The following is a 23558-nucleotide window of genomic DNA, read 5'->3' on the forward strand; positions in this document are numbered from 1 at the left end:
TCTTAACAGAAGATTTTTTAATGATGAAAACAAACATCCTTGATTACTACAGCAATCTTGCAGGATCCTATGATGAAAACCGGTTCGGCAATACCTACGGAAAATATATTGACCAACAGGAAAGGGCTTTTTTAACTGACTTTTTTCAGGGTAAAACATATTCAAAAATACTGGATCTGGGTTGCGGAACGGGCCGGCTGTTGAATTTTGCCACACACGGAACTGATTTCAGTGAAAAAATGCTGGATGTGGCCCGGCAAAAACATCCCGGAAAAATTCTCGCTGCGGGAGAAATTTCAGCAATTCCTTTTCACGGGGAGTTTGACTGTATTTTCTGCTTTCATGTGATCATGCATCAGGACCAGGAGGAAACCAAAGCCTTTCTCAATGAATGCCATCATAAGCTGGGTAAAAATGGAACCTTAATTTTTGATTATCCTGTAAAAACCAGAAAAAAATCAGTTTCGCCACAGGAAGACTGGCATGCCGGAAACAGCTTTTCAGCCTCAGATATTCTGCAGCTTTCAAAAGACAGCTGGAAAATGAAAAACACAACAGGAATTCTTCTTTTTCCTATTCACAGATTACCCAAAACAGTAAGAAGGTTCTTTCTGCCACTGGATATTATCCTGTGTCGGACTTTCCTGAAGAACTGGGCTTCTTACCATATTACCGTTTTAGAAAAGCTATGAGACAGCGATTGAAAAACTGGATCCCCGGCTCGTGGAAACTCCACCTGAAGCTTCTGCAGCGGTATATTCATGAACAGAAAAATAATTATACCTATCCTCAAAATTATATTGCCGAACCTATCGGAATTCATACGGTCACGCTTCAGCAGACCATTAAAACGGGAGCTTTTCACCAGAATAAGGTTCATAATTTAAAAGTAGTCGGAAATAAGATCAACAATCTTGTCATTCATCCCGGTGAGGTATTTTCTTTCTGGAAAATGATTGGAAAACCCAGTGAAAAGAACAACTTCAGGGAAGGAAGAAATTTGATTAAAAATAATATTTCCAGTGATTTTGGTGGTGGAATCTGCCAGTTTTCTTCCCTATTATATTACCTGGCATTGCAGTCAGGCTTGAGAATTCTGGAAAGATATCCTCATTCAATGGATATTTATAAAGAAGAGGAACGTTTTACGCCATTGGGATCAGACTGTACGGTAGTGTATGGTTATAAAGATCTGCAGATTCAGAACTCATTTTCTTTTCCGGTTCAGCTGAAATGCCTGGTGAATGATCATGAACTGCACCTCAGCCTTATTTCTCCGGATAAGGTAGCTTTACATGAGATTGAATTTAAATATTCTGAAGCAGAAAAGGGTGTTTGGGTAGAAACGGTAAGCAATAACAATACTTTGTGTAAAAATTTTTATATTCGTTTATGAATTATCTGGCCCATTCTTACCTCACGTTTACTGACGGACAAATTGTCGGCCAGTTTTTAGAAGATTTTATCAGAAATAAAGACCGTTTTTCTTTTCCTAAAGATATTCAGGATGGAATTACACTGCACAGGGCCATAGACACATTCACAGACTCCCACCCTGCCATTCATGAAGCTAAAAAAGCATTTGCCCCACTGGTAAGGCTTTATGCCGGAGCCTTTGTAGATGTCGCAATGGATTATTTTGTGGCTAATGACCTTTCCTTACACTCTCTTGCAGAATGGAAAGCACATTCTCTCAGAGTTTACAGCGTTTTGAATGCCAACGGGAAATGGCTGCCTGAGAACTTCAAAAAAATGCTGGTAAAAATGGAACAGGATGACTGGCTTTACAATTACCGGGAAGACTGGGGCATCAAATTCAGTATTCAGAATGTACTTAATAAGGCCAAATACCTGGATAAGGATATTCCGGTTTTTGAAGCTTTCCTGAACAACAAAGATCTTCTACAGCAATGTTACAATGATTTTTTTCCTGATCTGACCGTTCATGTCCAGGGCATCAATGCGTTACTTCAGCTGGAAAATTAAAACTGCTTGTAAAGATAACGGTTCGGGTACACCATCTTTTCGCTTTTTCTTTCTCCGTTCACAATGATATGGACAATATTGATCTGATCATCAAAAAGGTTATACAGGAAACTTACTGCGGCTTCCACTTTTTTAGGTTTTGCTACAGGTTCTGATTCAAGAAAAACATTGACGGATTCGTGATCTTCTTCATAGCCGACATAATTGATTTTTAAAAACTTATTATCTGCCTTCAGTTTCAGATATTCCTGACAGTATTTTTGTAAAGCATCATTGAGTTTCGTTTTATATTTCGGATCATTAAAATGAAATGCAGCACCATATTTTTTGCCTAAACCATTTTCCAGATCGTCCAGGAAAAACCTCCCCGTCACTTCAAAAGTGGTGGATTTTGCATTATAATTGATTTCTACAGAACCTACATGATAAGGATGAACAGCCTCAGTACTTGCAAAGCTCTGAAATATTACCACCACGGATAAAAGAAATCCCAAAAAAAGTCTGCCGGACATTAATTCTATTTTTGTGACAAATATAAAAAAAGCAACAGTTATAAAAACTGCTGCCTTTTATGATCTTATTTTTATAAGGATTTACTGCTTGATTATTTTCTTGGTAATCTTTTGGTTATCGTTCAGGGTAATGGTAAACATATAGGTTCCTTTTACCAATTCTGAAACGTCAATTCTACCAGAGTTGGTGTTGATATTTACTGTTTTCACCAGTTTTCCTGAAGCATCATAAATCGTTACAGAAGCTTTACTGTGTTTGCCTAATGTAACATTGACGAAATCTTTAGCAGGATTTGGCGTAATATTTACTTCAGAATTCAGTTTAATATCAGCAGTCCCCAATGTTGAACTTGTTTTCACAAAATAACCTCCGAAACCAGAAGTCTGGAAGCTTACTTCCCAGTATTTGTAGGTGTCGTTCCATACAATATCATTGATATCAGGAGTAATGACAGTGGCTGAAGTTCCAAAAGATGCTACTGTTCCGGTATTGCTGGTTCCTTCATATTTTTCGATCACAAGATTTGCTTTAGCAGCAATATCAGAAGGTGAAGAAGGCAGTTTTATGCTGCTTGTCAGGTTATAGTCATCGAAATCACTCTGTTTAAAGTATAAAGTCACTTTTCCGGTTGCCGCAGCTGCATTGGCTGCCGGATTGATCTCAAATCTTCTGGCAACATACCCAGGCTGGGCATTATCTACCCATACTTTGGACGTCACGCTTCCGGATACTGTACTGGCTGTTTCTTTTTCCACTCTTGAAATCAGCTGGCATGCATTGGTAAAATAATTATATCCGGCAGCTACTGTATTGGCTTTGGTCTGATTGGAAGTAGCCAGGTTTTTCACCTCAGCAATATTTTCATAAATGGTAGCCCTCATTTTAAGATCGAATGTTCTGGAAGTCCAGTTCGTACCGTCTGTAGATGTTTTGGATCTGTTATTAACGGCGGTATTTTCTGCTTTCATCGCTATTTTTCCGCTCAAACCATTAACCACGATATAAAATTCTTTTCCGGTGACCATCTGTACATTCAAATCGGAAAGGTTAACATAGTTCCAGGTAAATTTTTGGGTATCATTAAGCCACGAAGTAACGGTTTTAGTTGCTATAATATCTCCCGGATCTCCGTTAGCATTCACTTTTCTGATTTGAATATCTACAGGGATATCTGAAGGAATGGTAGTTCCTGTTAAAAATGAGAAGCCTCCAAGTTTTCCTGTTAACGTCGGATTATACCGAACGGCAAGCGCCATATTATCAAAATAATAATTAGATTCTGTATTGGCAATGATATAAGGCTCGTCATAAGTTACAATCTCAAAATCAGATTTTACACATCCCAACTCGTCAGTAACTGCTTTATAAATATCCAATTTACCATAGCCCCATCTCGTATTCGGTACAGCTCCGGTTGCTCCATCTTTCCTTGCGTTGGAAGTAAGGCGTGACTTGACCTGTGCAGCCGTTAATGCAGGATTTGCCTGAAGCAATAATCCTACAGCTCCGGCTACTCCTGGTGAAGACATGCTGGTTCCCTGATTTTTCACATAATAATTAGTCCCCGCAATAATATCTGTGGCTCCGGGAGCAGAATTACCGGATCTCGATGAAATTACATTCTGTCCTGAACCCGCTATATCAGGCTTTTGAAAACCATCTACTCTTGGCCCCTGTGCACTAAATGAAGATATAGATTCCTGTGGGGTAAGAGTATAACGCCCACTTGTTCCGGAATACCAACTTGCTCTTCCCATATAGGAAGCTACAGTAATGGCATTAGACGCATTTCCGGGGCTTCCCACAACATGTTCATTATCTCCGTTTTGAAGTGTAGTCGCTACTCCCTGGCTGTAAAGCCAACCGTGAGCAGTTATCGCCTGTGCTCCGTTATTGGTAATTTCCAGGGCATAATTCCCCTGACAGTCAACTGAAGTGCCGGATGTTCTGCTTATTACCAACTGAACATATCGTTTATTATTATCTGTACTCCAATAATTATACATGGTAGCCGTAAAGCCACCTCCAAGTATGCTGTGTGCAGTATTAGTGCTTATATTCTGGGTATACTGTTGCCCGTCAGGTGTTGTCAGTTTTGCAGTAACGGGAGAGTCATCATTGGCATACATCAGAAAGGAAAATACTGTAGCCGCAGAAGTATTGCTTGCCACTGTAAAATTATAAGTCTGCGAAGCACCGGACTCTATATCAACCTTCCTGTGAAGATTAGCCCCATAATCATTCCCCGCAGATATTACCACCACTCTTCCCGGTCCGGATGTTGTAAAATTATTCACGGCAACTTCATGAGATGCTGTTCCGTCATGGGCTGTACCTTGCCCCCCAATACTCATGTTGACAACAATTGGTTTATTCAGAGCTGTAGCTACATTCTTGAAATATGTTAAAGCATTAATGGTATTGGTCGTCGGGAAAGATCCGTTTCCTCCTTTTACAAAAACAATATCGGCGTCAGAGGAGAATCCTTTATGTCTTTTATCTGCAAAACCGGCCCCGTTTCCGGCAGCAGTTCCGGATACGTGAGTTCCATGTCCGTTTGTATCAGTTTCTCTGACAAAGCCTGTAGGAGTACCATCCAATTCATCTTCTATCTGAGCTCTGGTATATTCTACCCCTGTTGAAAATCCTGCAGGAGTTGTCTCCGCTCCCTGAGCTGTTAAGGTCTGGTCCCAGATAGAAACAATTCTGCTTTTGGTCTGATCATCAGCTTTTCTGAAATCAGGATGTTTCCAGTCTATCCCGGAATCATAAATGCCTACCAACACTCCTGTTCCGTTATAAGCGGTATTGTTGAAAACCCCATCCTGTAAAAGGCTTGCTCCCGATTGCGCTCTGCTCACATCATTATGAAGCTCATCAAACGCCGGTCCCATTACAGAAGTTACATAAGGAAGCTGCGTCAGTTTTTCAATATCCTCAATAGTTACCAAAGCGGTAGAAAAAGTGGGCAGCTGGCTCTGAACCAGGAATCCTGCAGATTTCAGTTTTTCGGGTTCTTTGGTATAGATAATACATGAGTACATCGTTTGTGCTCCTTTTGAAGTTACCACAAGATGCTGATCCAGCTTCATATCAGCACGTTCCAGGTCTTTTACCACCCTTCCTCTGGCTATATTTTCCTTATTTTTCAATAACAGATCGAAACGGGAATCCAGTTTCTGTACCTGCGCATTAAAACCATAGGAATATAATCCCAAAAAGGCAGCGGCTGCATTTCTGAGAAGCTTCGCTCCTCCGTGTGAAATGTTTACTTTTGTAAAAAATAATTTTTTAATATCCATTTTCATTTTTTTAACGATACAATTATACAATTTTTATCCGATAAAAGAATAACATACAACATCGATAAACATTACAAATAAAAATTAAAACAAATACAATAACTCATACTTTTTAACAAAATATTCAAAACCTAATAATCTATTATCACAATGCAGGACTTTCTATTTTATTTAAACCTTGGATGGGAGCATATTATCTCACTGGATGCCTTAGATCATCAGCTGTTTGTACTTGCGCTGATCGCCGTTTATTCTTACAGTGACTGGAAAAAAATTCTGATTCTGGTCACCGCATTTACCATCGGACATTCTATCACACTGGCTTTAAGCATCCTGGATGTCTTCCGTGTTCCTTCTGACTGGGTTGAGTTTTTAATTCCGCTTACGATTGTTCTGACTTCTCTGGATAATATTATTATGAAAAATCAAAAACAAACCCTGATGCGGGCCAATTATTATCTGGCTCTGATCTTTGGGCTTGTTCATGGGATGGGCTTTGCCAATACAGCAAGGGTAATGATTGCCAAGAGCCAAAGTATAGCCCTTCCTCTTCTCGGATTCAATATTGGGCTGGAACTGGGACAGATCGTGATTGTATCTGCCATTTTAATCATCCTCTTTGTTTTGCTGAATCTTTTTAAAGTGAATAAGAAAGACTGGATCCTGTTTGTTTCTTCAGGCGTATTTGCCCTGTCCTTAAAAATGACTTTAGAAAGAATTCCTTTTTAAGCTTGAAATATTTTTATTTTTTCAACTGCTTATTACTATCTTTGATAATTATTAAATCATTTCGGTTATGAAACTAAAAGTTGCTATACTTTCACTTTCTGTATTTGCTTATACAGGTTTCACCGCACAAAATATTCAGAATAACCCCGGCAGCAATCATGGAAACAAGTTTGAGCAACTGGGTTCTATTCTTCCAACACCCAACATTTACAGGACGGCTTCAGGAGCTCCGGGACACGGATACTGGCAAAACAGGGCCGACTATAACATTACAGCATACCTTGATGAAGACAAAAGGAATCTGAAGGGCTCGGAAACGGTTACCTATTACAACAATTCTCCGGACGAACTGGAGTATATCTGGCTTCAGCTTGATGAAAACGAACATTCCAGCATCAGAAATGCAGGCTATGATACTTCATCTGTACTCCGCCCTTCCACCACTGACCAGCAGCTGAAGGTGACGGAACTTCCTGTAAAAGACAACGGCTATGGCGTAAATCTTGAAAAAGTAACGGACGCCTCAGGAAATGCCCTGAAATATACTGTCAATAAAACCATGATGCGTATTGATCTGCCCAAAGCTTTGAAAAAGGGTGAAAAATTCGTGTTCAAGGTAGACTGGAACTACAATATTTCCAACAGGATGAAGATGGGAGGCCGTGGTGGTTATGAAAACTTCCCGGAAGATGGCAATGACCTGTATACCATGGCACAGTGGTACCCGAGAATGTGTGTTTACAGTGATTTTCAGGGATGGCAGAATCATCAGTTTACAGGAAGAGGAGAGTTTGCGCTTGTCTTCGGAGACTTTAAAGTTTCAGTGAATGTTCCTGCCGATCATATTGTAGGCGGAACGGGAGAATGTAAAAATTACGATCAGGTACTGACTTCTGATCAGCTATCCAGATACAGAAAAGCAGAAAATGCTTCCGAACCTATAGAAATTGTTACTTTGGATGAGGCCAAAAAAGCGGAGAAAAACCATTCAAAACAGAGAAAAACATGGGTTTTTGAAGCCAAAGATGTCAGAGATTTTGCATGGACTTCTTCCAGAAAATTTGTCTGGGACGGAATGCGTGTAACGATTCCTGAAAATAACAATAAGGTTATGGCGATGAGTTTTTATCCCAAAGAGTCTTATGGTCTTTACAGAAAATTTTCCACAAAAGCAGTGGCCCATACCATAAAAACCTATTCGGAATTTACGATTCCTTATCCCTATCCTGTTGCCCAGTCTGTAGAAGCTGCCAGCGGAATGGAATATCCGATGATCTGTTTCAATTTCGGAAGAACGGAAAAAGACGGAACGTATTCTGAAGGAACAAAAAACGGAATGATCGGTGTTATTATCCATGAGGTAGGACACAACTTCTTCCCTATGATCATCAATTCGGATGAAAGACAATGGGCCTGGATGGATGAAGGTCTGAATACATTCACAGAATACCTGACGGAAGAAAAATGGGACAATAAGTTTCCATCAAAAAGAGGACCGGCATGGACGATCGTAGATTACATGAAGCTTCCGAAAGATCAGCTGGAACCTATCATGAGTAACTCTGAAAATATTGTTCAGTATGGTCCGAATGCCTATTCCAAGCCTGCTACAGGTCTTAATATTCTTCGTGAAACCATTATGGGAAGAGAACTTTTTGATAAAGCATTCAAAACCTATGCAAAAAGATGGGCTTTCAAGCATCCTGAACCGGCAGACCTTTTCCGTACCATGGAAGATGCCAGCGGTGAAGACCTTGACTGGTTCTGGAGAGGCTGGTTCTACGGAACAGATCCTGTGGATATTGCCATTGATAAAGTAACGGTAGCAACGCCTGATCTGAACACGAATCCAAAAGCGGCTGAAGAAATAAAATATCAGGTTGACAAGCCTTTGGTGAACAGTTTTGAAGATCTTTCAAAAATCAGAAACAGAGAAGACAAAAACATCACCTTCTATGTTGATAAGGATAAGGATTCTCAGGACTTTTACTACCGATATGACAGAGGTCAGGAGAAAGTAAGTACCAAAGAATACACTGCAAAGAAAGAAGCTACCCTGCCTTTGGATGCCAAGGATAAGGATAAATTTAAAAATATGACCGCCTACCAGATTGATTTTGTGAACAAAGGCGGGCTGGTAATGCCCATCATTCTTGAGTTTACGTTTGAAGACGGTTCAAAATTATATGATAAATCTGCAGCGCAAATCTGGAGACTGAACGAACAGAAGGTTTCAAAGACCTATTATTTTGACAAGAAACTGAAGTCTATTCAGCTGGACCCAATGAGAGAAACTGCAGACATTGATACCATCAATAATTTCTGGAGCAGCGCAGGATCCGGTACGGAAACTTCAAAATTCCAGCTTTTCAAACAGAAACAGGAAGGCGGACCTGTAAGAGGAGGAGCCAACGGAAAGGTAAATCCGATGCAGGCAGCAGGAAAAAGCTAATACATTTTTTAACGATAACCATGAAAAAACTTACTGCACTATTGCTGTTCTTTGCAACAGCCCCTACTCTTTTTGCCCAATCGCTGCAATTTTATACAGGCAAAAGAGATTTCCTCCCTATTGAAATCCTTATGGAGGATGGAAGTACTAAAAAAGGATTTGCCCAGGATTTTATGCTCCCTGATGTGGCTACTTTCCAGTTTATTGGAGGCAACAGCGAGAAAAGTGCTCACCTGGACAGAAAAGAAGTGAAATTTAAATCTGCAAAAGAGGATACAAACATACAATTGATTCCGGTTTCTGATATTAAAAGCCTTATTTATACTAACGAGGATACTCATGAGACTTTTCAACTGGATAAACGGATTGTAAAGGAAATCAATAATGATCTGGAAATGGAATCGCAAGGAAGAGTACTGATGCTTCCATTGATGGAAAAAGGTCCTATTAACCTTTACGGCTATAGAAACATGATGTGCAAAGCCAGCTATGGAAGTAGTTTTGCCACCGGATTTGACGGAAATGAAGACAGCTGCCAGTTGACCTATGTCATGATTTACCTTAGCAAGCCGGACCAGACCGTTGCAGTTGCTCCTGTAGATTACAGCTCACTGAGTCCTTTGGCTTTATTTAATATGAAAGCGCTCTATAAAAAGTTTTATAAAGCTTATGAAATTGTAGGAGCTGATTGTCCCGAGTTTCTCAAAAAGGTAGATGAAGCGAGAAAAAACGATTATTTCTCCAATAAAACCTTTAAAGAAAATAAAAAAGCGTCTGAAACCGAAAGAAAAGAGCTGATTAAAGGAAAAAAAGGCGCTGAAGCTGCAAAAATCAATATGCATTATAAAACTGAGCTGTACACCAAAATGTACAGAAAGCTCATTGATGATTACAAACAAAGCTGTCAGTAAGATCAGACTTAAAAGTTTACCATATTGGTAAACTTTTTTTATAGAAAAGGACTGCAAAGGAGGAATGCTGATGGAAAGACGAATACCTAAAAACCAGTAGAAAAGTGTTAAAAATCAAAAGGTTGTAACTTTTCAATTGTAGTATACTACTTATTAATAAAAAAAGATCATGAGAACAATTCTTTTCCTTTTACTACTAAGTAGTGTTCATATTTTTTCTCAAAAACTACTTACTCCGGAAAACTCCGGTATTGACCCCGGGTTAATAAAAGATGAAACTTCTGAAGCAATCTGGTATGCTGAAAACGCAGGCTCCAAAATAGAAATGGGAAGCATTACCACCGAGCTCAAAAAATTAAACAAAACAGATCTGCTCATCAAAACTACTGTAAAATTAAAGCAGGCACCGGATTCCCAATGGACAGATTCTACGCTGGTAAAAACAGCTAATTTTCTACCCGCTTATCATTCTTCTTACAACATGATGCGGGATATGGTCCTGAAATCCGGTAAAGACAAGGTGACCGGATATTATCTGGATAAAAAATCCGGCAAGAAAGATATGGTAGATCTTCCGGCAAGTCATTATTTTGACAGCAGCAGCTACAATACGCTGATAAGATTCCTGCCTTTAAAAGAAAATTATACGGCGGAAATCTCTATTTTCGATTATAATCCCAATGCAGCCCAAAAAGGTATGATGAAAGCATACATCCTGGAAACAACAAAATCCGAACATAAAGGAAAACCGGTATGGGTGGTAAAGACAACTGATGATATCTCAGATAAATCCTCTTATACCACTTATTACATCGATCCAAAAACCAGGAAAATTGTAAAACAGGATATGGATATGGCAGGGAGAAAAATGTCACTGGAACCTATTCTCTAAAAACAGACCTGCTCAAGCACAAACATCACGTTTCCGTCTACAATCAACATAACAAACTGGTTTAAAAAGCATTACATTTGAATAGTAAAAAAAAATACCTGTTATCCGAAGGTGTAATTATTTAAAAAAATATTATTTATGAAAAATGCTAAATTACTAAAAAGAGATGCTCAGAAAGCCATCACAGGAGGGATTACTGCATCAGGAATTAAATGTTGTGAAAAAGACAGATACGGAAACTGTACCTTATACATTGGGCCCGGGCAGTATTGTCCATAATCTGCCACGAATCTATTGAAGAATAAAAGCCGGAAGTTTCCGGCTTTCTTTTTTTAAACTTTTCCAGAAGGTTTTGTACACTTGTGATTGATTATTTACAAACCTGAATGAAATAAAAACATATTTAAAAAAGTATTACCCACTGATATACAAATGATTATTCATAAAAAAAACAATAAAATATATCACATATCGAGGAAAAATATTTATCTTTGATATCCTGTTAAACACCAAATGTCAAAAACCTGATTGACTTTAAATGTTCAGGAATTGTACAAATTCAATTTTATTAACTATGAAAAATGCTAAATTATTAAGCAGAGACGCTCAGAAATCAATCAACGGCGGAGCGGCAGGACGCTATTGCTGTGAATACAATTACAAAGGACAGTGCATCCTTTGGATCGGACCCGGACAATATTGCCCATAGTCTGTCATCAGATAACAATTTTGAATAAAGCCGGAAATATCCGGCTTTATTTTTTTAGTGTAAATGTTCTTTTAAATTCTTTTTATAGGTTCTTCCCAATGGCAGTTCATCCCCGTTTTTAAGGAAAACATGGCTGGAATTATAAGAATTAATATGTTCTGATAATACAATATAAGACTTATGGATTCTGATAAACCCGAAATGCTGAAATTTCTCTTCAAAGTTTGACATCCTTTCCAGAATCATATATTTCTTTAATGGGGTCATCAGTACAATATATTCGCCGAATCCCTGTATCCAGAGAATATCTTTCAGAAAAACCTTATTCATCACATAATTGGATTTGAACATAATAAAGTCTTCCTGCTGTTTACTGCCTGCAGAATTTTTAAACTGAACAAAATCCCTAGCTTTATTGACCGCTTTTTTAAAGGTATCAAAATCTACAGGCTTGATGAGATAATGAACCACATCCAGTTCAAATGCTTTCACTGCATATTTTGTTTCCAGCGTAAGGAAAATACACAACGGCGGGTCAGGAAGCTGCTGCAGAAGCTCTACTCCGTTCATGCCTGGCATATTGATATCGAAAACAGCCAGATCTACTTTATTGGCTTTCAGAAACTCCAGTGCTTCTTCAGGATTCTGAAATGACGCCAGCAGTTCAACCTCTTCAAGCTGATCGCAATAGTGTTTTACAAGCTGTAATGCAGGATATTCATCATCTACATTAACGATAGTCAGGTTAGCCATTGATAGTAATTGTTAAAGCAATTTTATACTGATCATTTTCTTTCGGTCCGGAATAAAATTCATACTGGTCAGGATAAAATCTTTCCAATATATGAATAATTGCTTCATTACCCAATCCGTGATAATCAGATTCAGCTCCACGTATTCTGTTTTTCCCTACAGAATTTATAATTTCAAAATACAGTTCAGAGCGCTCAATAGTACAGAATAATTTTATAAAACCATGATCATCCTCTCCTATTGCTGAATGTTTCAGGGCATTTTCAAATAAGGTAAGAAGTATTGCAGACGGGATTTCAGCAATCTCAAATTCTTCCTGATCTTCAAGATCCATGACAATATCAAGCTGGTTATTGTATTTAAGCTGGTATAAAGCCGCAAGCGCTTTCAGGGAAGAAAATTCCTGGGAAACCGTTACTTTTTCTTTTCCGCTGTCATAAATAATATATTTCAGAAGTTTGCTCAACTGCAAAATAGAATCCGATGTTTTCTCAGAATGGGTAAAACTGTTAGCATATATATTATTCAGGGTATTCAGCAAAAAATGTGGATTCAGTTTAGACTTCAGCAAATCGAGATAAAGCTGGTCTTTTTCTTCTCCAAGGCTGATCACATCCTGTTCTATAAGAAATTTGTCTTTGGTAATCCCCAAAAAAGCGCCCACCAGAATGATAATCCCCTGCGAGATGTATACATTATAAAGAAAACCTACATGATACCCTTTTTCGGTGAAATCTATCTGAAAAACTGCTGGCTCCCACAGAATCCTGAAAAGACTGGACCCTAAAAAAAGTATTAAAGCATAGAGGATAAACTCAGGGTACTTATTAGATAAATAGAAACGGGGAACCAGATAATAGTACACCAGATAATAAATTCCAACATTGAAAATTGTATTCAAAATAATGCTTATCACCAACTGGGTTGAATCCAGGAAGTAGTTTTCGGTGAAATAAGTCATCAGAATGAAGATAAAAAAGAAAAAAATATGCTGAAACCTCAACAAAAATTTCCACCGGTATTTCATAAGGCTTTCCAGAATTTTACCACTAAATAAAATCCTGATAATCAATAATATAATAATAAAATTAATGATTAAAAACATAGTCCATACCAATTTTGAAACGCATCAAATATAAATATCTTTTTGTCTCAAAATGCAGTTCGTTGAGAAAAACTGTCATTGATTGAAAAAATCCAGGCCCGTTCTTCCTAATAAATATATTTGAGAAACCGCAATATTAATCAAATATTACATGAAACTTAATATACAATTCACGCTTATTTTGTCATTTTGTTTGCTCAACAGCCTTTTATACAGTCAGAGCAAAGACAATTATAATATGTGGTTTCAGTACCTGATGTCGGCAAAGATTACTGATAAAAGTACTTTAACTGCGCTTACCCAATACCGTTCTTTCGATCTGGCTTATGACACAAGGCTTTTTCTGGTGAATGCCTATGTAGATTATGAAGTGGCAGAAAATATAAGACCTGCCGCAGGGGCAATGTTTCTGATCCTTGAATCTTATAACGCTGACGATTCTAAAAAAATACGGTATGAAAAAAGACCTTTTCAACAGGTAACTGCTGAGTATTACATTGGAAGAACATCAATCTCCAACCGTCTCCGGGTGGAAGAACGTTTTATCAGCAATCCTGATGAATTTGAGGTAAGAATCCGGTATCTGATCTCCGTCCGCATTCCTTTCAATAAAAAGGGAGAAAAGGAAAAACTCTACGGCATTCTGAAAAATGAAATAAGAATGAATGTTGATAAGCTGGAACCTTTCGACAGCAACCGTATTACGGCAGGTCTTGGAATAAAATTAGGAAAAAACTCTGCATTGGAGCTTGCCTTCATCAATCAGCTGGAAACCAAAAAAACGAGTAATTACGGATTTATAGGTTTCAGAAACAGTTTCGACTGGAGAAAAAAGAAACAACAATAACCTCATTAATATTTACATAAAACTATGCTTACATTTCTTGGTTTTTTAATGATTTTCATCTTCATGATTCTCATCATGAACAAAAAAATGACTCCGCTTACGGCATTGGTCATCGTTCCTGTGGCCATTGCTCTTATTGCGGGTTTTGGCCCGCAGCTTGGGGATATGATGAAAAACGGTGTCAAAGAAATAGCTCTAACGGGTGTTATGCTGATCTTTGCCATCCTTTATTTCAGTTTAATGATAGATACCGGGCTTTTTGAACCTCTTGTCAATATAATTTTAAAAGCCGTTGGAGATAATCCCGTTAAAACAACAATAGGAACCGCTGTTCTTACCGCACTGGTTTCATTGGATGGTGACGGCTCATCCACTTATTTGATTGTGGTGGCTGCAATGCTTCCGCTATACAAAAAACAGGGCATGAATCCTCTGGTGCTTACCTGTATCATTATGCTTGCCGGTCAGATTATGAATATTCTTCCTTGGGGAGGTCCCACAGCAAGGGTAATGAGCTCTCTGAAGCTGGGGCACACCGAAATCTTTGTTCCGATGATTCCGATTATGACAATAGGCATCCTGTGGGTGATATTTGTAGCCTATATTTTGGGCAGGAGAGAAAAAATAAGAATTGCAAAACATGGTAAATTTACAGGTTACAACAGCAATGATATTATTGGGGAAGCTGATCCTGCACTCCGCCGCCCGAAACTGATCCTGATCAATCTTGCCCTTACCATTACCCTTTTAGTGGTTATGATCCTGGATATTGTTCCATTGGGAATTGCCTTTATGATTGCTTTCTGTATTGCCTCTATCATCAATTATCCCAAATTGAAAGACCAGCAGAAAATAATATCCAAACATGCAGGAAACGCATTATCTGTAGCGGGAATGATTTTCGGTGCCGGAATTTTCACGGGAATCCTTAACGGATCAGGTATTATGCAGGCAATGGGAAACAGTATGATAGAAATAGTTCCCAAGAGCTGGGGAGGTTATATGAATATCGTAACCGCTTTATTCAGTATTCCGTTTACTTTTTTCCTGTCGAATGATGCTTATTATTTTGGGATACTGCCTATCATTGTTGCTACCGGTCATGAATTGGGAATTGCACCTGAAATATTAGGGCGGGCAAGTCTTATCGGACAGGGCTCACACCTCCTCAGCCCATTGGTGCCTTCTACCTATCTGCTGGTATCACTGGCAGGTGTAGAGTTTTCTGATCACTTAAAATATACACTGAAATGGGCCTTGGGATCATCCATCATTATGCTGGTGAGTGCATTGATTCTCGGTATTATATAAGGTTATATCTTTGAACTTCGTAATCTTATTCTACAAAAAGTGAATGATGAAACCTATTAAGCAAAAAACATTTACAGACTCTTATTTAAGGAACCTTACGCTGTATGTTTTCACGGCTATTATCTGTGGAGCATTAACGGGTTATTATTTTCCGGAAGTCAGTAAACACCTGGAAACGGTAAGCAGTTATTTTTTCATGCTTCTGGAGATTTTGATTATTCCCATTATTTTCATTGCAGTAACGTATGGGGTAAGCTATATTTTCAGCACTAAAAATGCATTTAAAATTGTAAGCCAGATGGTGATCTATTTCTTAATCATCACTTCCATCAGTATTTTATTGGGTATCGGGTCGGGTCTTCTTTTAAAACCGGGAGCGAATACCGGAATTATTATTTCTTCCCACAGAGCACTTCCTGAAAGGTTTTTAACAAAGACTACAAATCCTTTACAGATCAGCAATTATGTACTTTTTCTATTAATATCCCTAACGGCTGGAGTCCTGATTGGTCTTTCGAAGAAAAAGAATGATATTCTTAAAGTTATAGACTCAGGAAGGAATTTGTTTTTTAAACTTATCAAGTATGTTTATATATTTCTTCCGATAGTCATTTTCTGCAATATTGCATATGGAATTTCGGTGTATGGTATTAATACTTTATTGCCGTTAAGTAAAATTGTGGCCACGGTATACCTTACCAGTGTATTTTTTATATTCGGAATATTAGGGATTATCACAGCTTACTTTAAAATCAATCTCTGGGATTTCCTGATCAGCATCAAGGAAGAAATCATCCTGGTAGTCGCCACTTCTTCGTCCAAGATGGCATTTCCTATGATTTTTGATAAAATGGAATCACAGGGATATGACCGGAAAATTCTTCGTCTTATTATTCCCCTCGGATACAATTTTAATCTGGCGGGAGCGTGCATCTACCTTTCCATTTCATGTATTTTCCTGATCCAGTTCTATAATATTCCGCTTACGGTAAAAGATTATTTTTGGCTTTTCATCACCATTTCAATTGCTTCCAAAACCGCTTCGGGAGTACCCGGGTCAGGCTTCCTTGCCCTGATGTTTACCTTAAGCCGGTTCGGAAAAATCCCCACCACAGATCTTGCGCTGTTGTACAGTGTGGACCGCTTTATGAATGAGGCCAGATCTGTTACCAATTTCATAGGCATTTCAGTTTCTGCTGCTATTATTTCAAAACTTAACCAAAATACTATTCCTTTAAAAAATGATGTTTCCTGATTTCACCCACCTTTTAAATGACATATTACAAAACCCAGCAAAATCGATAGCCATTATCGGCAATCTTATCCTTATCGAAAGCCTTCTCTCTGTAGACAATGCAGCCGTATTGGCAACCATCGTCATGGATCTTCCCGAAAACCAAAGAAAAAAAGCTTTGAAATACGGAATCCTCGGGGCCTATGTATTCCGCGGACTGGCTCTTATTTTTGCTTCTGTGCTGATTTCCGTGTGGTGGCTGAAACCGCTGGGAGGGTTGTACTTAATTTATATTTCCGTTGACTGGTTTATTAAAAAAATAAAAAACACAAGTGATGATGAAAGTCCGGAAGAAAACCCCAACAAAGAATCCGGTTGGCTGTATAAAAATTCAATTGGATTGTTGGGGCAATTCTGGGCTACGGTTGCCATTGTAGAAGTAATGGATCTTGCTTTTTCCATAGATAATGTTTTTGCGGCAGTCGCTTTTTCAGACAATTTACTTCTGATTACTTTGGGAGTTTTTATAGGAATTTTAGCCATGAGATTTATCGCGCAGTGGTTTGTACGCCTTATGGAGGTATTCCCTTTCCTGGAAACTGTCGCTTTTATTGTAATTGCAGTTTTAGGCGTTAAACTAAGTCTTTCATTACATGAACACTTCTACCCCGCTACGGCCTTTGCCAGGTTTTTGACCGGTCATACCATGGAAATTCTGGTTTCCGTCATTACTGTTCTTTTGTTTGTAGTGCCTGTAGCTACCAGCTATCTGTTCGGATTTCCCTCCCGTAAAAAATAATTTTTCTGCCAAATTTTCACATTCGGAGATAAAATTCTGCCATTTCATCCATCAATGTCTCATGGCATACATTTAGAGAATTAGAAGACAGAAATAATTAAAAAATAAATATATTATGTCAGTAAACTTTAAACCATTGGCAGACAGAGTTCTGGTAGAGCCAATCGCAGCAGAAACTAAAACAGCTTCAGGTATTATTATCCCGGACACTGCAAAGGAAAAGCCGCAAGAAGGTACTGTAGTGGCAGTAGGTCCTGGTAAAAAAGACGAGCCTACAACTGTTCAGGTAGGTGACAAAGTTCTTTATGGTAAATATTCAGGTTCTGAATTGAAGTTAGAAGGGAAAGATTACTTAATCGTAAGAGAAGCTGACTTATTGGGAATCATCGGGTAAGCATCTCGCTATTGGCTTCTGGCAAATGGCTTTTTCTGCTTAGAAATTAATTCATGAGAGATTTTAAAAAATTCGAAGTTTGGAAATTAAGTCATCAATTGACTTTAAAAATTTATACTTCAACCAGGAGCTTTCCAAAAGAGGAAATTTTTGGACTCACCTCTCAAATCAGAAGATCATTTGCATCTATAGGATATAATATTTCTGAAGGAAGCGGCAGAAATTCAGATAAAGAATTTGCCAACTTCATCAATATTGCACTAGGATCCTCCAACGAAGCCGAAAACCAATTAATTCTTGCTAAAGATTTAGGATACATTCATGAAAATGATTACCAAAATCTTCTGGAAGAATTAACAATATTAAAAAAGAAGCTTGTAACCCTATGGAACAGGCTCAATGGAAATTAAAAAATTAAAGTTAAACTAACGAATTGCAAAGCAAACAGCAAACAGCAATTCGCCAAAAGCTAAACAACATGGCAAAAGAAATAAAATTCGATATTGAATCAAGAGACGCTCTAAAGAGAGGGGTTGATGCATTAGCAAATGCAGTAAAAGTAACTTTAGGTCCTAAAGGAAGAAACGTAGTGATCGAAAAATCTTTCGGTGCTCCGCACGTAACTAAGGACGGTGTTTCTGTAGCTAAAGAAATCGAACTTGAAGATAAAGTAGAAAACATGGGAGCTCAGATGGTAAAAGAAGTAGCTTCCAAAACCAACGATATCGCAGGAGACGGTACTACTACCGCTACTGTACTGGCACAGGCTATTGTAAGAGAAGGTCTTAAGAACGTAGCTGCAGGTGCTAACCCAATGGATCTTAAAAGAGGGATCGACAAAGCAGTAACAGCTGTTGTGGAAAACCTTAAATCTCAATCTCAGGAGGTTGGAGATTCTTCAGAAAAAATCAAGCAGGTTGCTTCTATCTCTGCTAACAATGACGATACAATCGGTTCTTTAATCGCTGAAGCGTTCGGAAAAGTTGGTAAAGAAGGGGTAATCACTGTAGAAGAGGCTAAAGGTACTGATACAACAGTAGATGTTGTAGAAGGTATGCAGTTCGACAGAGGATACCAGTCACCATACTTCGTGACGAATCCTGAGAAAATGTTAGCTGAACTGGAAAACCCATATATCCTTTTAGTAGAGAAGAAAATCTCTTCAATGAAAGAATTGCTACCGGTTCTTGAGCCAATTGCACAAGGTGGTAAATCTCTATTAATCATCTCTGAAGAAGTTGAAGGTGAAGCTTTAGCTACTCTGGTAGTAAACAAACTAAGAGGTTCTCTTAAAATTGCTGCTGTAAAAGCTCCTGGATTCGGAGACAGAAGAAAAGCAATGTTAGAAGATATCGCAATCCTTACAGGTGGACAGGTGATTTCTGAAGAGCAAGGTTTCACAATGGAAAACATCTCTTTGGATATGCTTGGAACTGCTGAGAAAGTAACCATCGACAAAGACAACACAACTGTTGTAAACGGTGGTGGTGACGAAGCGAAAATCAAAGGAAGAGTAGCTCAGATCAAAGCTCAGATGGAAACTACAACTTCTGACTACGACAGAGAAAAACTTCAGGAAAGACTGGCTAAGTTAGCTGGTGGTGTGGCTGTTCTTTACGTAGGAGCTGCTTCTGAAGTAGAAATGAAAGAGAAAAAAGACAGAGTAGATGATGCCCTACACGCTACAAGAGCTGCTGTAGAAGAAGGTATCGTTGCTGGTGGTGGTGTTGCTTTAGTAAGAGCCATCTCTGCACTTGACAATCTTTCAGGATCTAACGCTGACGAAACTACAGGGATCAAAATCGTGAAAAGAGCAATCGAAGAGCCATTAAGACAAATCGTTGCCAACGCAGGTGGTGAAGGTTCTGTAATCGTTGCTAAAGTAGCAGAAGGATCAGGAGACTTCGGATACAACGCTAAAACTGACGAGTATGTTCAAATGCTTGAAGCAGGTATCATTGACCCGACTAAAGTAACAAGAGTTGCCCTTGAAAATGCAGCTTCTGTATCTGGAATGCTTCTAACAACTGAATGTGTTATCACTGAAGTGAAGAGCGCTGAACCAGCTATGCCAATGGGTGGTGGAATGCCAGGAATGATGTAATAGCGTGTCGCTGAGACAATTTAATATATTAACCGTTCTACTTTGTAGAGCGGTTTTTTATATTGTTTTATAGTATTAAATATTTGATTCAGGGATTTAGCACCTTGTAAGACAAAAATAACCAAGAAACATACTTTTCAAAAGTTGCAAAGTTTCATATATTTGATAATTGGACTTTATTTAAAAAGAAAATCAATAAAAATGTAATGATACTAAAAGTAAAAAATTATTTTATCGTTTTATTTAGAATTGGACTCTCTTTCATTACATTCCCTTTGCCATTTATTTTTACGCAAGGGGCATATCAAAATATGATTTCGAAAGGTCATTATTTATGGTTTAGTTACTTTATTTTAATCTTTCTATTTATGATATACCTGGTAGGAAAAAAGAATTATTATGAATTGATACGAGCCAAGATTCAAAACGAAAATCTAGTCTATTATAACTTCTTATTAATTAAGAAAGCTTTACACTTAAAAGATATTCTCGGCTATAAAAATGGGATTGATGATGATGGGAATGAATTTATAAGCCTATTCAACAATCAAAATAGAAAAATCGCAACGTTAAAAGTAAATATATATTCCAATTTACCTGAATTTGTAGAATCTTTACATTGTGAACATATTGGATATGAATTAACCTCTTTCCAAAATGTGATTGAGAAGATTAAAAAACTTTTTAGAAATACATAAACTTCATACAAAACTATTCTACATCAAATATGCTTCAATCTTTTTATCACTGAAGTAAAGAGCCCCCGCTACCGCACGATTGTATCGTGTGGCTTCCGCTCTCAGATTATATCATTAGAATGTTTAATTTATAATATTATAACCAAACAAAAGGATTCGTGCGGTAGCGGGGGCTGAAACAATTTAATATACTAACCGCTCTACTTTTGTAGAGCGGTTTTATTATATTTGACGAATAACTATGATACATGAAAATAATCAAATGAAAAGAACAGTACTTTTATTATTGACCTTCTTTAATTTAACATTAATCAATGCCCAACATCTTTATCCCGAAAAATATAAAGATTGCAGTTTAAGCTCCTTCTGTCTTGACTGTGGTGAAACTAAAGCTAAACCTCAAAACTCAATAACAAATGAATTGCTGAACAAATTTGATAAAAAGAGTCTACATAAAATAACAGGAAAAATTGAAGTACAAATTTTAATTGACGAAAAGGGCAAACCCTGCTTGCTAAGTTCATTAAACCAAACTAATATTTCCTCAAAAAAATTAGGTCTGCAGGATGCTATAAACTCAACAGCCAATTGGGAACCTGCGATTTCAGAAAATAAAAAAACAAATAGCTCTGTTTCGCTCATTTTTGAATTTGAAAACGGCAACTTTTCTGCAAAGCGCAGAGTTTTTGATTTTAAAAACCAATCCAATGCAAAATCTGTTGGAACACCTGATATAAAAGGAACGAATAAAGAGAAACTTTCAAAAGAGTGGACTGTATTCACCCAACAAAACTCAGAATTACCCTGGGATATGACAAGAGCTGTTGCGAATGATCTGGACAATAATATCTGGATTGGAACAGATAACGGCATTGTAAAAATCAATAATGAGAAATGGGAACATTTTAACTCGAAAAATACATTAATATCTTCTCCTCCTTATAATAAAAATGAAACAGCATCAGTACGAGATTTGGAAGTTGATAAAAACAACAATAAATGGTTTGTTGCTGATTGGGATGTATATCGATATGACAATAAAAACTGGACAAAATACGACTCAATAAACTCTCCAATAAAGTGGGCAAGAAAAATATTTGTTGACCATTCAAATAATGTATGGTTTACATCCTGGAATGGTGTCGCAAAATTTGATGGAAAGAATTGGTCCGTAATTGACAAAAAAAATTCAAATCTACCCACTGACAAAATCCTTGGCGTTTATGTAGACAAGAAAGATAGGATTTGGATGGGAACCTTTGAAGGAAACGTAATGATTGAAAACGGGGAAACGAAATTGCTGAATGATAAGAATTCGCCTTTATCAAAAGCGTACATTTCAAAAGTCTATGAAGATAAAAAAGGAAATTTATGGTTTGATTTATACAAAGGTAAATCAGATGAAGCTGGAATTTATGTATTAGATGAACAACAAAAATGGACCAGAATAAACCACCCGAATCGTAAAATGTTCAGTGAAAATACAATCAATGATTTTTATTTGGATGAAGAAAGCAATTTGTTGTGGATAACATTAAACGGAGTTGGAGTTTTAAGCTATGATACAAACTCAAAAAAATGGGAAACTTACACTAATGAAAATTCAAACGTTCCAAGTATTCACTGTGAGAGAATAACGAAAGACAAAGATGGTTCGATCTGGATTGCGACTTATGCCGGAGTAATCAAACTTAATAAATAATATCTGTAAATAAAAAATCATTGCCCCGCTACCGCACGATTGTATCGTGTGGTTTCGCTTTCAGATTATATCATCAGAATGTTTAATTTATAATATTATAACCACACGAAAGGATTCGTGCGGTAGCAGGGGGCTTTTGTAGATCGGTTTTTTATTATATTTGACGAATAACTATGACCCATGAAAATATCCAATATGAAAACTAACTTTATTCCTGAATTAATTATTTGGTTTTCATTAATTGCTTTCCCGGAAACGGCACCTGCACAATCCACCGACTTTACCATTCGGGATGTAAAATTTGAAAGTCAGAATATCACTCTTGCAGGCTCCATTTTAGAACCTAAAAAACTATCGGCGGCAGTTGTCATTGTTCACGGCTCAGATCCGGTAAAAAGAGAAATGGAATTCGCCAAACGTCTTGCTAAAGAAGGCATTGCTGTATTCACCTATGACAAACGTGGAGTTGGAGAATCAGGCGGTGTATATGTAGGACCATCTGTTGGCACCAATAATATTGACACAACCAATCTTAATCTATTAGCTCATGATGCCAATTCAGCAGTGCAAACATTCAGAACCTATTTAAAAGATAAAAAAATACCTATTGGATTAGTTGGCTTCAGTCAGGCAGGGTGGATCATCCCAATGGCGGCAAGCAAAAATCCGCAAATTGACTTTATGGTTTTATTTAGCGGACCCACCATTACCACTCTGGAACAACTCCGGTTTCAGTTTTATACTAATGGAAACCATAATTTTTGGGAAAATCATACAGAAGCAGATGCCATTGATCATACGCTAAATGATCCCGACAAATATCAATTTGCAGCAACTGACCCCAAGACCTATCTGAGTACGCTTTCAATTCCCGGGCTTTGGCTTTTTGGTGAAAAAGACATACAGATCCCGGTAAAGTTATGTATAGAACAATTACATACGCTTAAAGCGAAGGGCAAACCTTTCGAATACATTTCTTTTCCCAAACTGGGGCACAATACTTCTTCCAGTAACGATACAGCTCCCGTTGATATTGCGATCCAATGGATCAAGCAGAAAGCTTCCAATAGTAAAAACCCTAAATCCTAAATAAAGCATGTATGAATATACTTAAACA

The 23558-nt window shown here is 37.8% G+C and carries 23 protein-coding genes; 19 read left to right on the forward strand and 4 right to left on the reverse strand.

The features are described from left to right. Positions 1 to 20 precede the first annotated feature (20 nt). Genes BBI00_RS13585 through BBI00_RS13595 form a run of 3 tightly spaced genes read left to right on the forward strand, consistent with a single transcriptional unit; the run spans position 21 to position 1986 of the window. On the forward strand, positions 21 to 692 hold the full coding sequence (locus tag BBI00_RS13585) for a class I SAM-dependent DNA methyltransferase (protein ID WP_065399267.1): 672 nt from the start codon (positions 21 to 23) through the stop codon (positions 690 to 692). After that, positions 689 to 1396, forward strand: a complete 708-nt coding sequence (locus BBI00_RS13590; protein ID WP_065399268.1) for a VanW family protein — start codon at positions 689 to 691, stop codon at positions 1394 to 1396. Before BBI00_RS13585 ends, BBI00_RS13590 begins: the two co-directional genes overlap by 4 nt. Further along, the gene (locus tag BBI00_RS13595; protein WP_065399269.1) at positions 1393 to 1986 is read left to right on the forward strand and encodes an acyl carrier protein phosphodiesterase; all 594 of its coding nucleotides are present in this window, start codon (positions 1393 to 1395) and stop codon (positions 1984 to 1986) included. The genes BBI00_RS13590 and BBI00_RS13595 overlap by 4 nt, the downstream gene beginning before the upstream one ends. Here the strand turns inward: BBI00_RS13595 and BBI00_RS13600 are convergent. Beyond that, entirely contained in the window at positions 1983 to 2498 is a 516-nt protein-coding gene (locus BBI00_RS13600) for a DUF6702 family protein (protein ID WP_065399270.1), read from the reverse strand. The two genes, BBI00_RS13595 and BBI00_RS13600, sit on opposite strands and share 4 nt — an antisense overlap. 81 nt (positions 2499 to 2579) lie before the next feature. Beyond that, positions 2580 to 5801 (reverse strand): S8/S53 family peptidase, encoded by a 3222-nt coding sequence (locus BBI00_RS13605; protein ID WP_165602524.1) that lies wholly within the window; start codon positions 5799 to 5801, stop codon positions 2580 to 2582. A gap of 150 nt (positions 5802 to 5951) precedes the next feature. On the opposite strand from BBI00_RS13605, the gene BBI00_RS13610 reads away from it, so the two are divergent. The 6 genes from BBI00_RS13610 to BBI00_RS23695 all read left to right on the forward strand — a co-directional run bounded on the left by BBI00_RS13610 (position 5952) and on the right by BBI00_RS23695 (position 11494). Beyond that, a complete protein-coding gene (locus BBI00_RS13610; protein WP_065399272.1) occupies positions 5952 to 6530 on the forward strand; it encodes a HupE/UreJ family protein in 579 nt (192 codons plus the stop codon). Between the two features lie 67 nt (positions 6531 to 6597). Beyond that, complete coding sequence (locus tag BBI00_RS13615) at positions 6598 to 8982, forward strand: M1 family metallopeptidase (protein WP_065399273.1); 2385 nt, start codon at positions 6598 to 6600, stop codon at positions 8980 to 8982. Positions 8983 to 9002: 20 nt separating this feature from the next. Beyond that, positions 9003 to 9893 (forward strand): hypothetical protein, encoded by an 891-nt coding sequence (locus BBI00_RS13620; protein WP_065399274.1) that lies wholly within the window; start codon positions 9003 to 9005, stop codon positions 9891 to 9893. A 169-nt stretch (positions 9894 to 10062) separates the two neighbouring features. Further along, a complete protein-coding gene (locus BBI00_RS13625; protein ID WP_065399275.1) occupies positions 10063 to 10785 on the forward strand; it encodes a DUF3108 domain-containing protein in 723 nt (240 codons plus the stop codon). 138 nt (positions 10786 to 10923) lie between these two features. After that, positions 10924 to 11064, forward strand: a complete 141-nt coding sequence (locus BBI00_RS23360; RefSeq protein WP_165602525.1) for a hypothetical protein — start codon at positions 10924 to 10926, stop codon at positions 11062 to 11064. Positions 11065 to 11359: 295 nt separating this feature from the next. Further along, on the forward strand, positions 11360 to 11494 hold the full coding sequence (locus BBI00_RS23695) for a hypothetical protein (protein WP_262483571.1): 135 nt from the start codon (positions 11360 to 11362) through the stop codon (positions 11492 to 11494). Between the two features lie 54 nt (positions 11495 to 11548). Here BBI00_RS23695 and BBI00_RS13630 read toward each other — a convergent pair whose 3' ends face one another. Together BBI00_RS13630 and BBI00_RS13635 are read right to left on the reverse strand one after the other, a co-directional pair. Beyond that, positions 11549 to 12247 carry a LytR/AlgR family response regulator transcription factor gene (locus BBI00_RS13630; RefSeq protein ID WP_065399276.1) on the reverse strand — a complete coding sequence of 233 codons (699 nt, stop codon included), beginning with the start codon at positions 12245 to 12247 and terminating at the stop codon, positions 11549 to 11551. Further along, a complete protein-coding gene (locus tag BBI00_RS13635) occupies positions 12240 to 13208 on the reverse strand; it encodes a sensor histidine kinase (RefSeq protein WP_228394759.1) in 969 nt (322 codons plus the stop codon). Before BBI00_RS13635 ends, BBI00_RS13630 begins: the two co-directional genes overlap by 8 nt. Positions 13209 to 13590: 382 nt before the next feature. Between BBI00_RS13635 and BBI00_RS13640 the strand changes: the two genes are divergently transcribed. The 10 genes from BBI00_RS13640 to BBI00_RS13685 all read left to right on the forward strand — a co-directional run bounded on the left by BBI00_RS13640 (position 13591) and on the right by BBI00_RS13685 (position 23530). After that, a complete protein-coding gene (locus BBI00_RS13640) occupies positions 13591 to 14199 on the forward strand; it encodes a DUF2490 domain-containing protein (protein WP_228394760.1) in 609 nt (202 codons plus the stop codon). Between the two features lie 24 nt (positions 14200 to 14223). Next, positions 14224 to 15510, forward strand: coding sequence for a CitMHS family transporter (locus BBI00_RS13645; protein ID WP_065399277.1), 1287 nt, complete (start codon positions 14224 to 14226; stop codon positions 15508 to 15510). Between the two features lie 43 nt (positions 15511 to 15553). Continuing rightward, entirely contained in the window at positions 15554 to 16765 is a 1212-nt protein-coding gene (locus BBI00_RS13650; protein WP_065399278.1) for a cation:dicarboxylate symporter family transporter, read from the forward strand. Then, entirely contained in the window at positions 16752 to 17543 is a 792-nt protein-coding gene (locus BBI00_RS13655) for a TerC family protein (protein WP_065399279.1), read from the forward strand. Before BBI00_RS13650 ends, BBI00_RS13655 begins: the two co-directional genes overlap by 14 nt. A gap of 115 nt (positions 17544 to 17658) precedes the next feature. Next, positions 17659 to 17937 (forward strand): co-chaperone GroES, encoded by a 279-nt coding sequence (locus BBI00_RS13660; protein ID WP_002976538.1) that lies wholly within the window; start codon positions 17659 to 17661, stop codon positions 17935 to 17937. A 53-nt stretch (positions 17938 to 17990) separates the two neighbouring features. Further along, on the forward strand, positions 17991 to 18347 hold the full coding sequence (locus BBI00_RS13665; RefSeq protein ID WP_065399280.1) for a four helix bundle protein: 357 nt from the start codon (positions 17991 to 17993) through the stop codon (positions 18345 to 18347). A gap of 68 nt (positions 18348 to 18415) precedes the next feature. Then, positions 18416 to 20041: a chaperonin GroEL gene (gene groL / locus BBI00_RS13670; protein ID WP_065399281.1), complete on the forward strand. Its 1626-nt coding sequence runs from the start codon at positions 18416 to 18418 to the stop codon at positions 20039 to 20041. A 206-nt stretch (positions 20042 to 20247) separates the two neighbouring features. After that, positions 20248 to 20739 (forward strand): hypothetical protein, encoded by a 492-nt coding sequence (locus BBI00_RS13675; protein WP_065399282.1) that lies wholly within the window; start codon positions 20248 to 20250, stop codon positions 20737 to 20739. A 262-nt stretch (positions 20740 to 21001) separates the two neighbouring features. Next, on the forward strand, positions 21002 to 22441 hold the full coding sequence (locus tag BBI00_RS13680; protein WP_123902274.1) for a ligand-binding sensor domain-containing protein: 1440 nt from the start codon (positions 21002 to 21004) through the stop codon (positions 22439 to 22441). 195 nt (positions 22442 to 22636) lie between these two features. Next, a complete protein-coding gene (locus BBI00_RS13685) occupies positions 22637 to 23530 on the forward strand; it encodes an alpha/beta hydrolase family protein (protein WP_065399747.1) in 894 nt (297 codons plus the stop codon). Positions 23531 to 23558 lie beyond the last annotated feature (28 nt).

Source organism: Chryseobacterium arthrosphaerae (assembly GCF_001684965.1).
Taxonomy (GTDB): Bacteria; Bacteroidota; Bacteroidia; order Flavobacteriales; family Weeksellaceae; genus Chryseobacterium; species Chryseobacterium arthrosphaerae.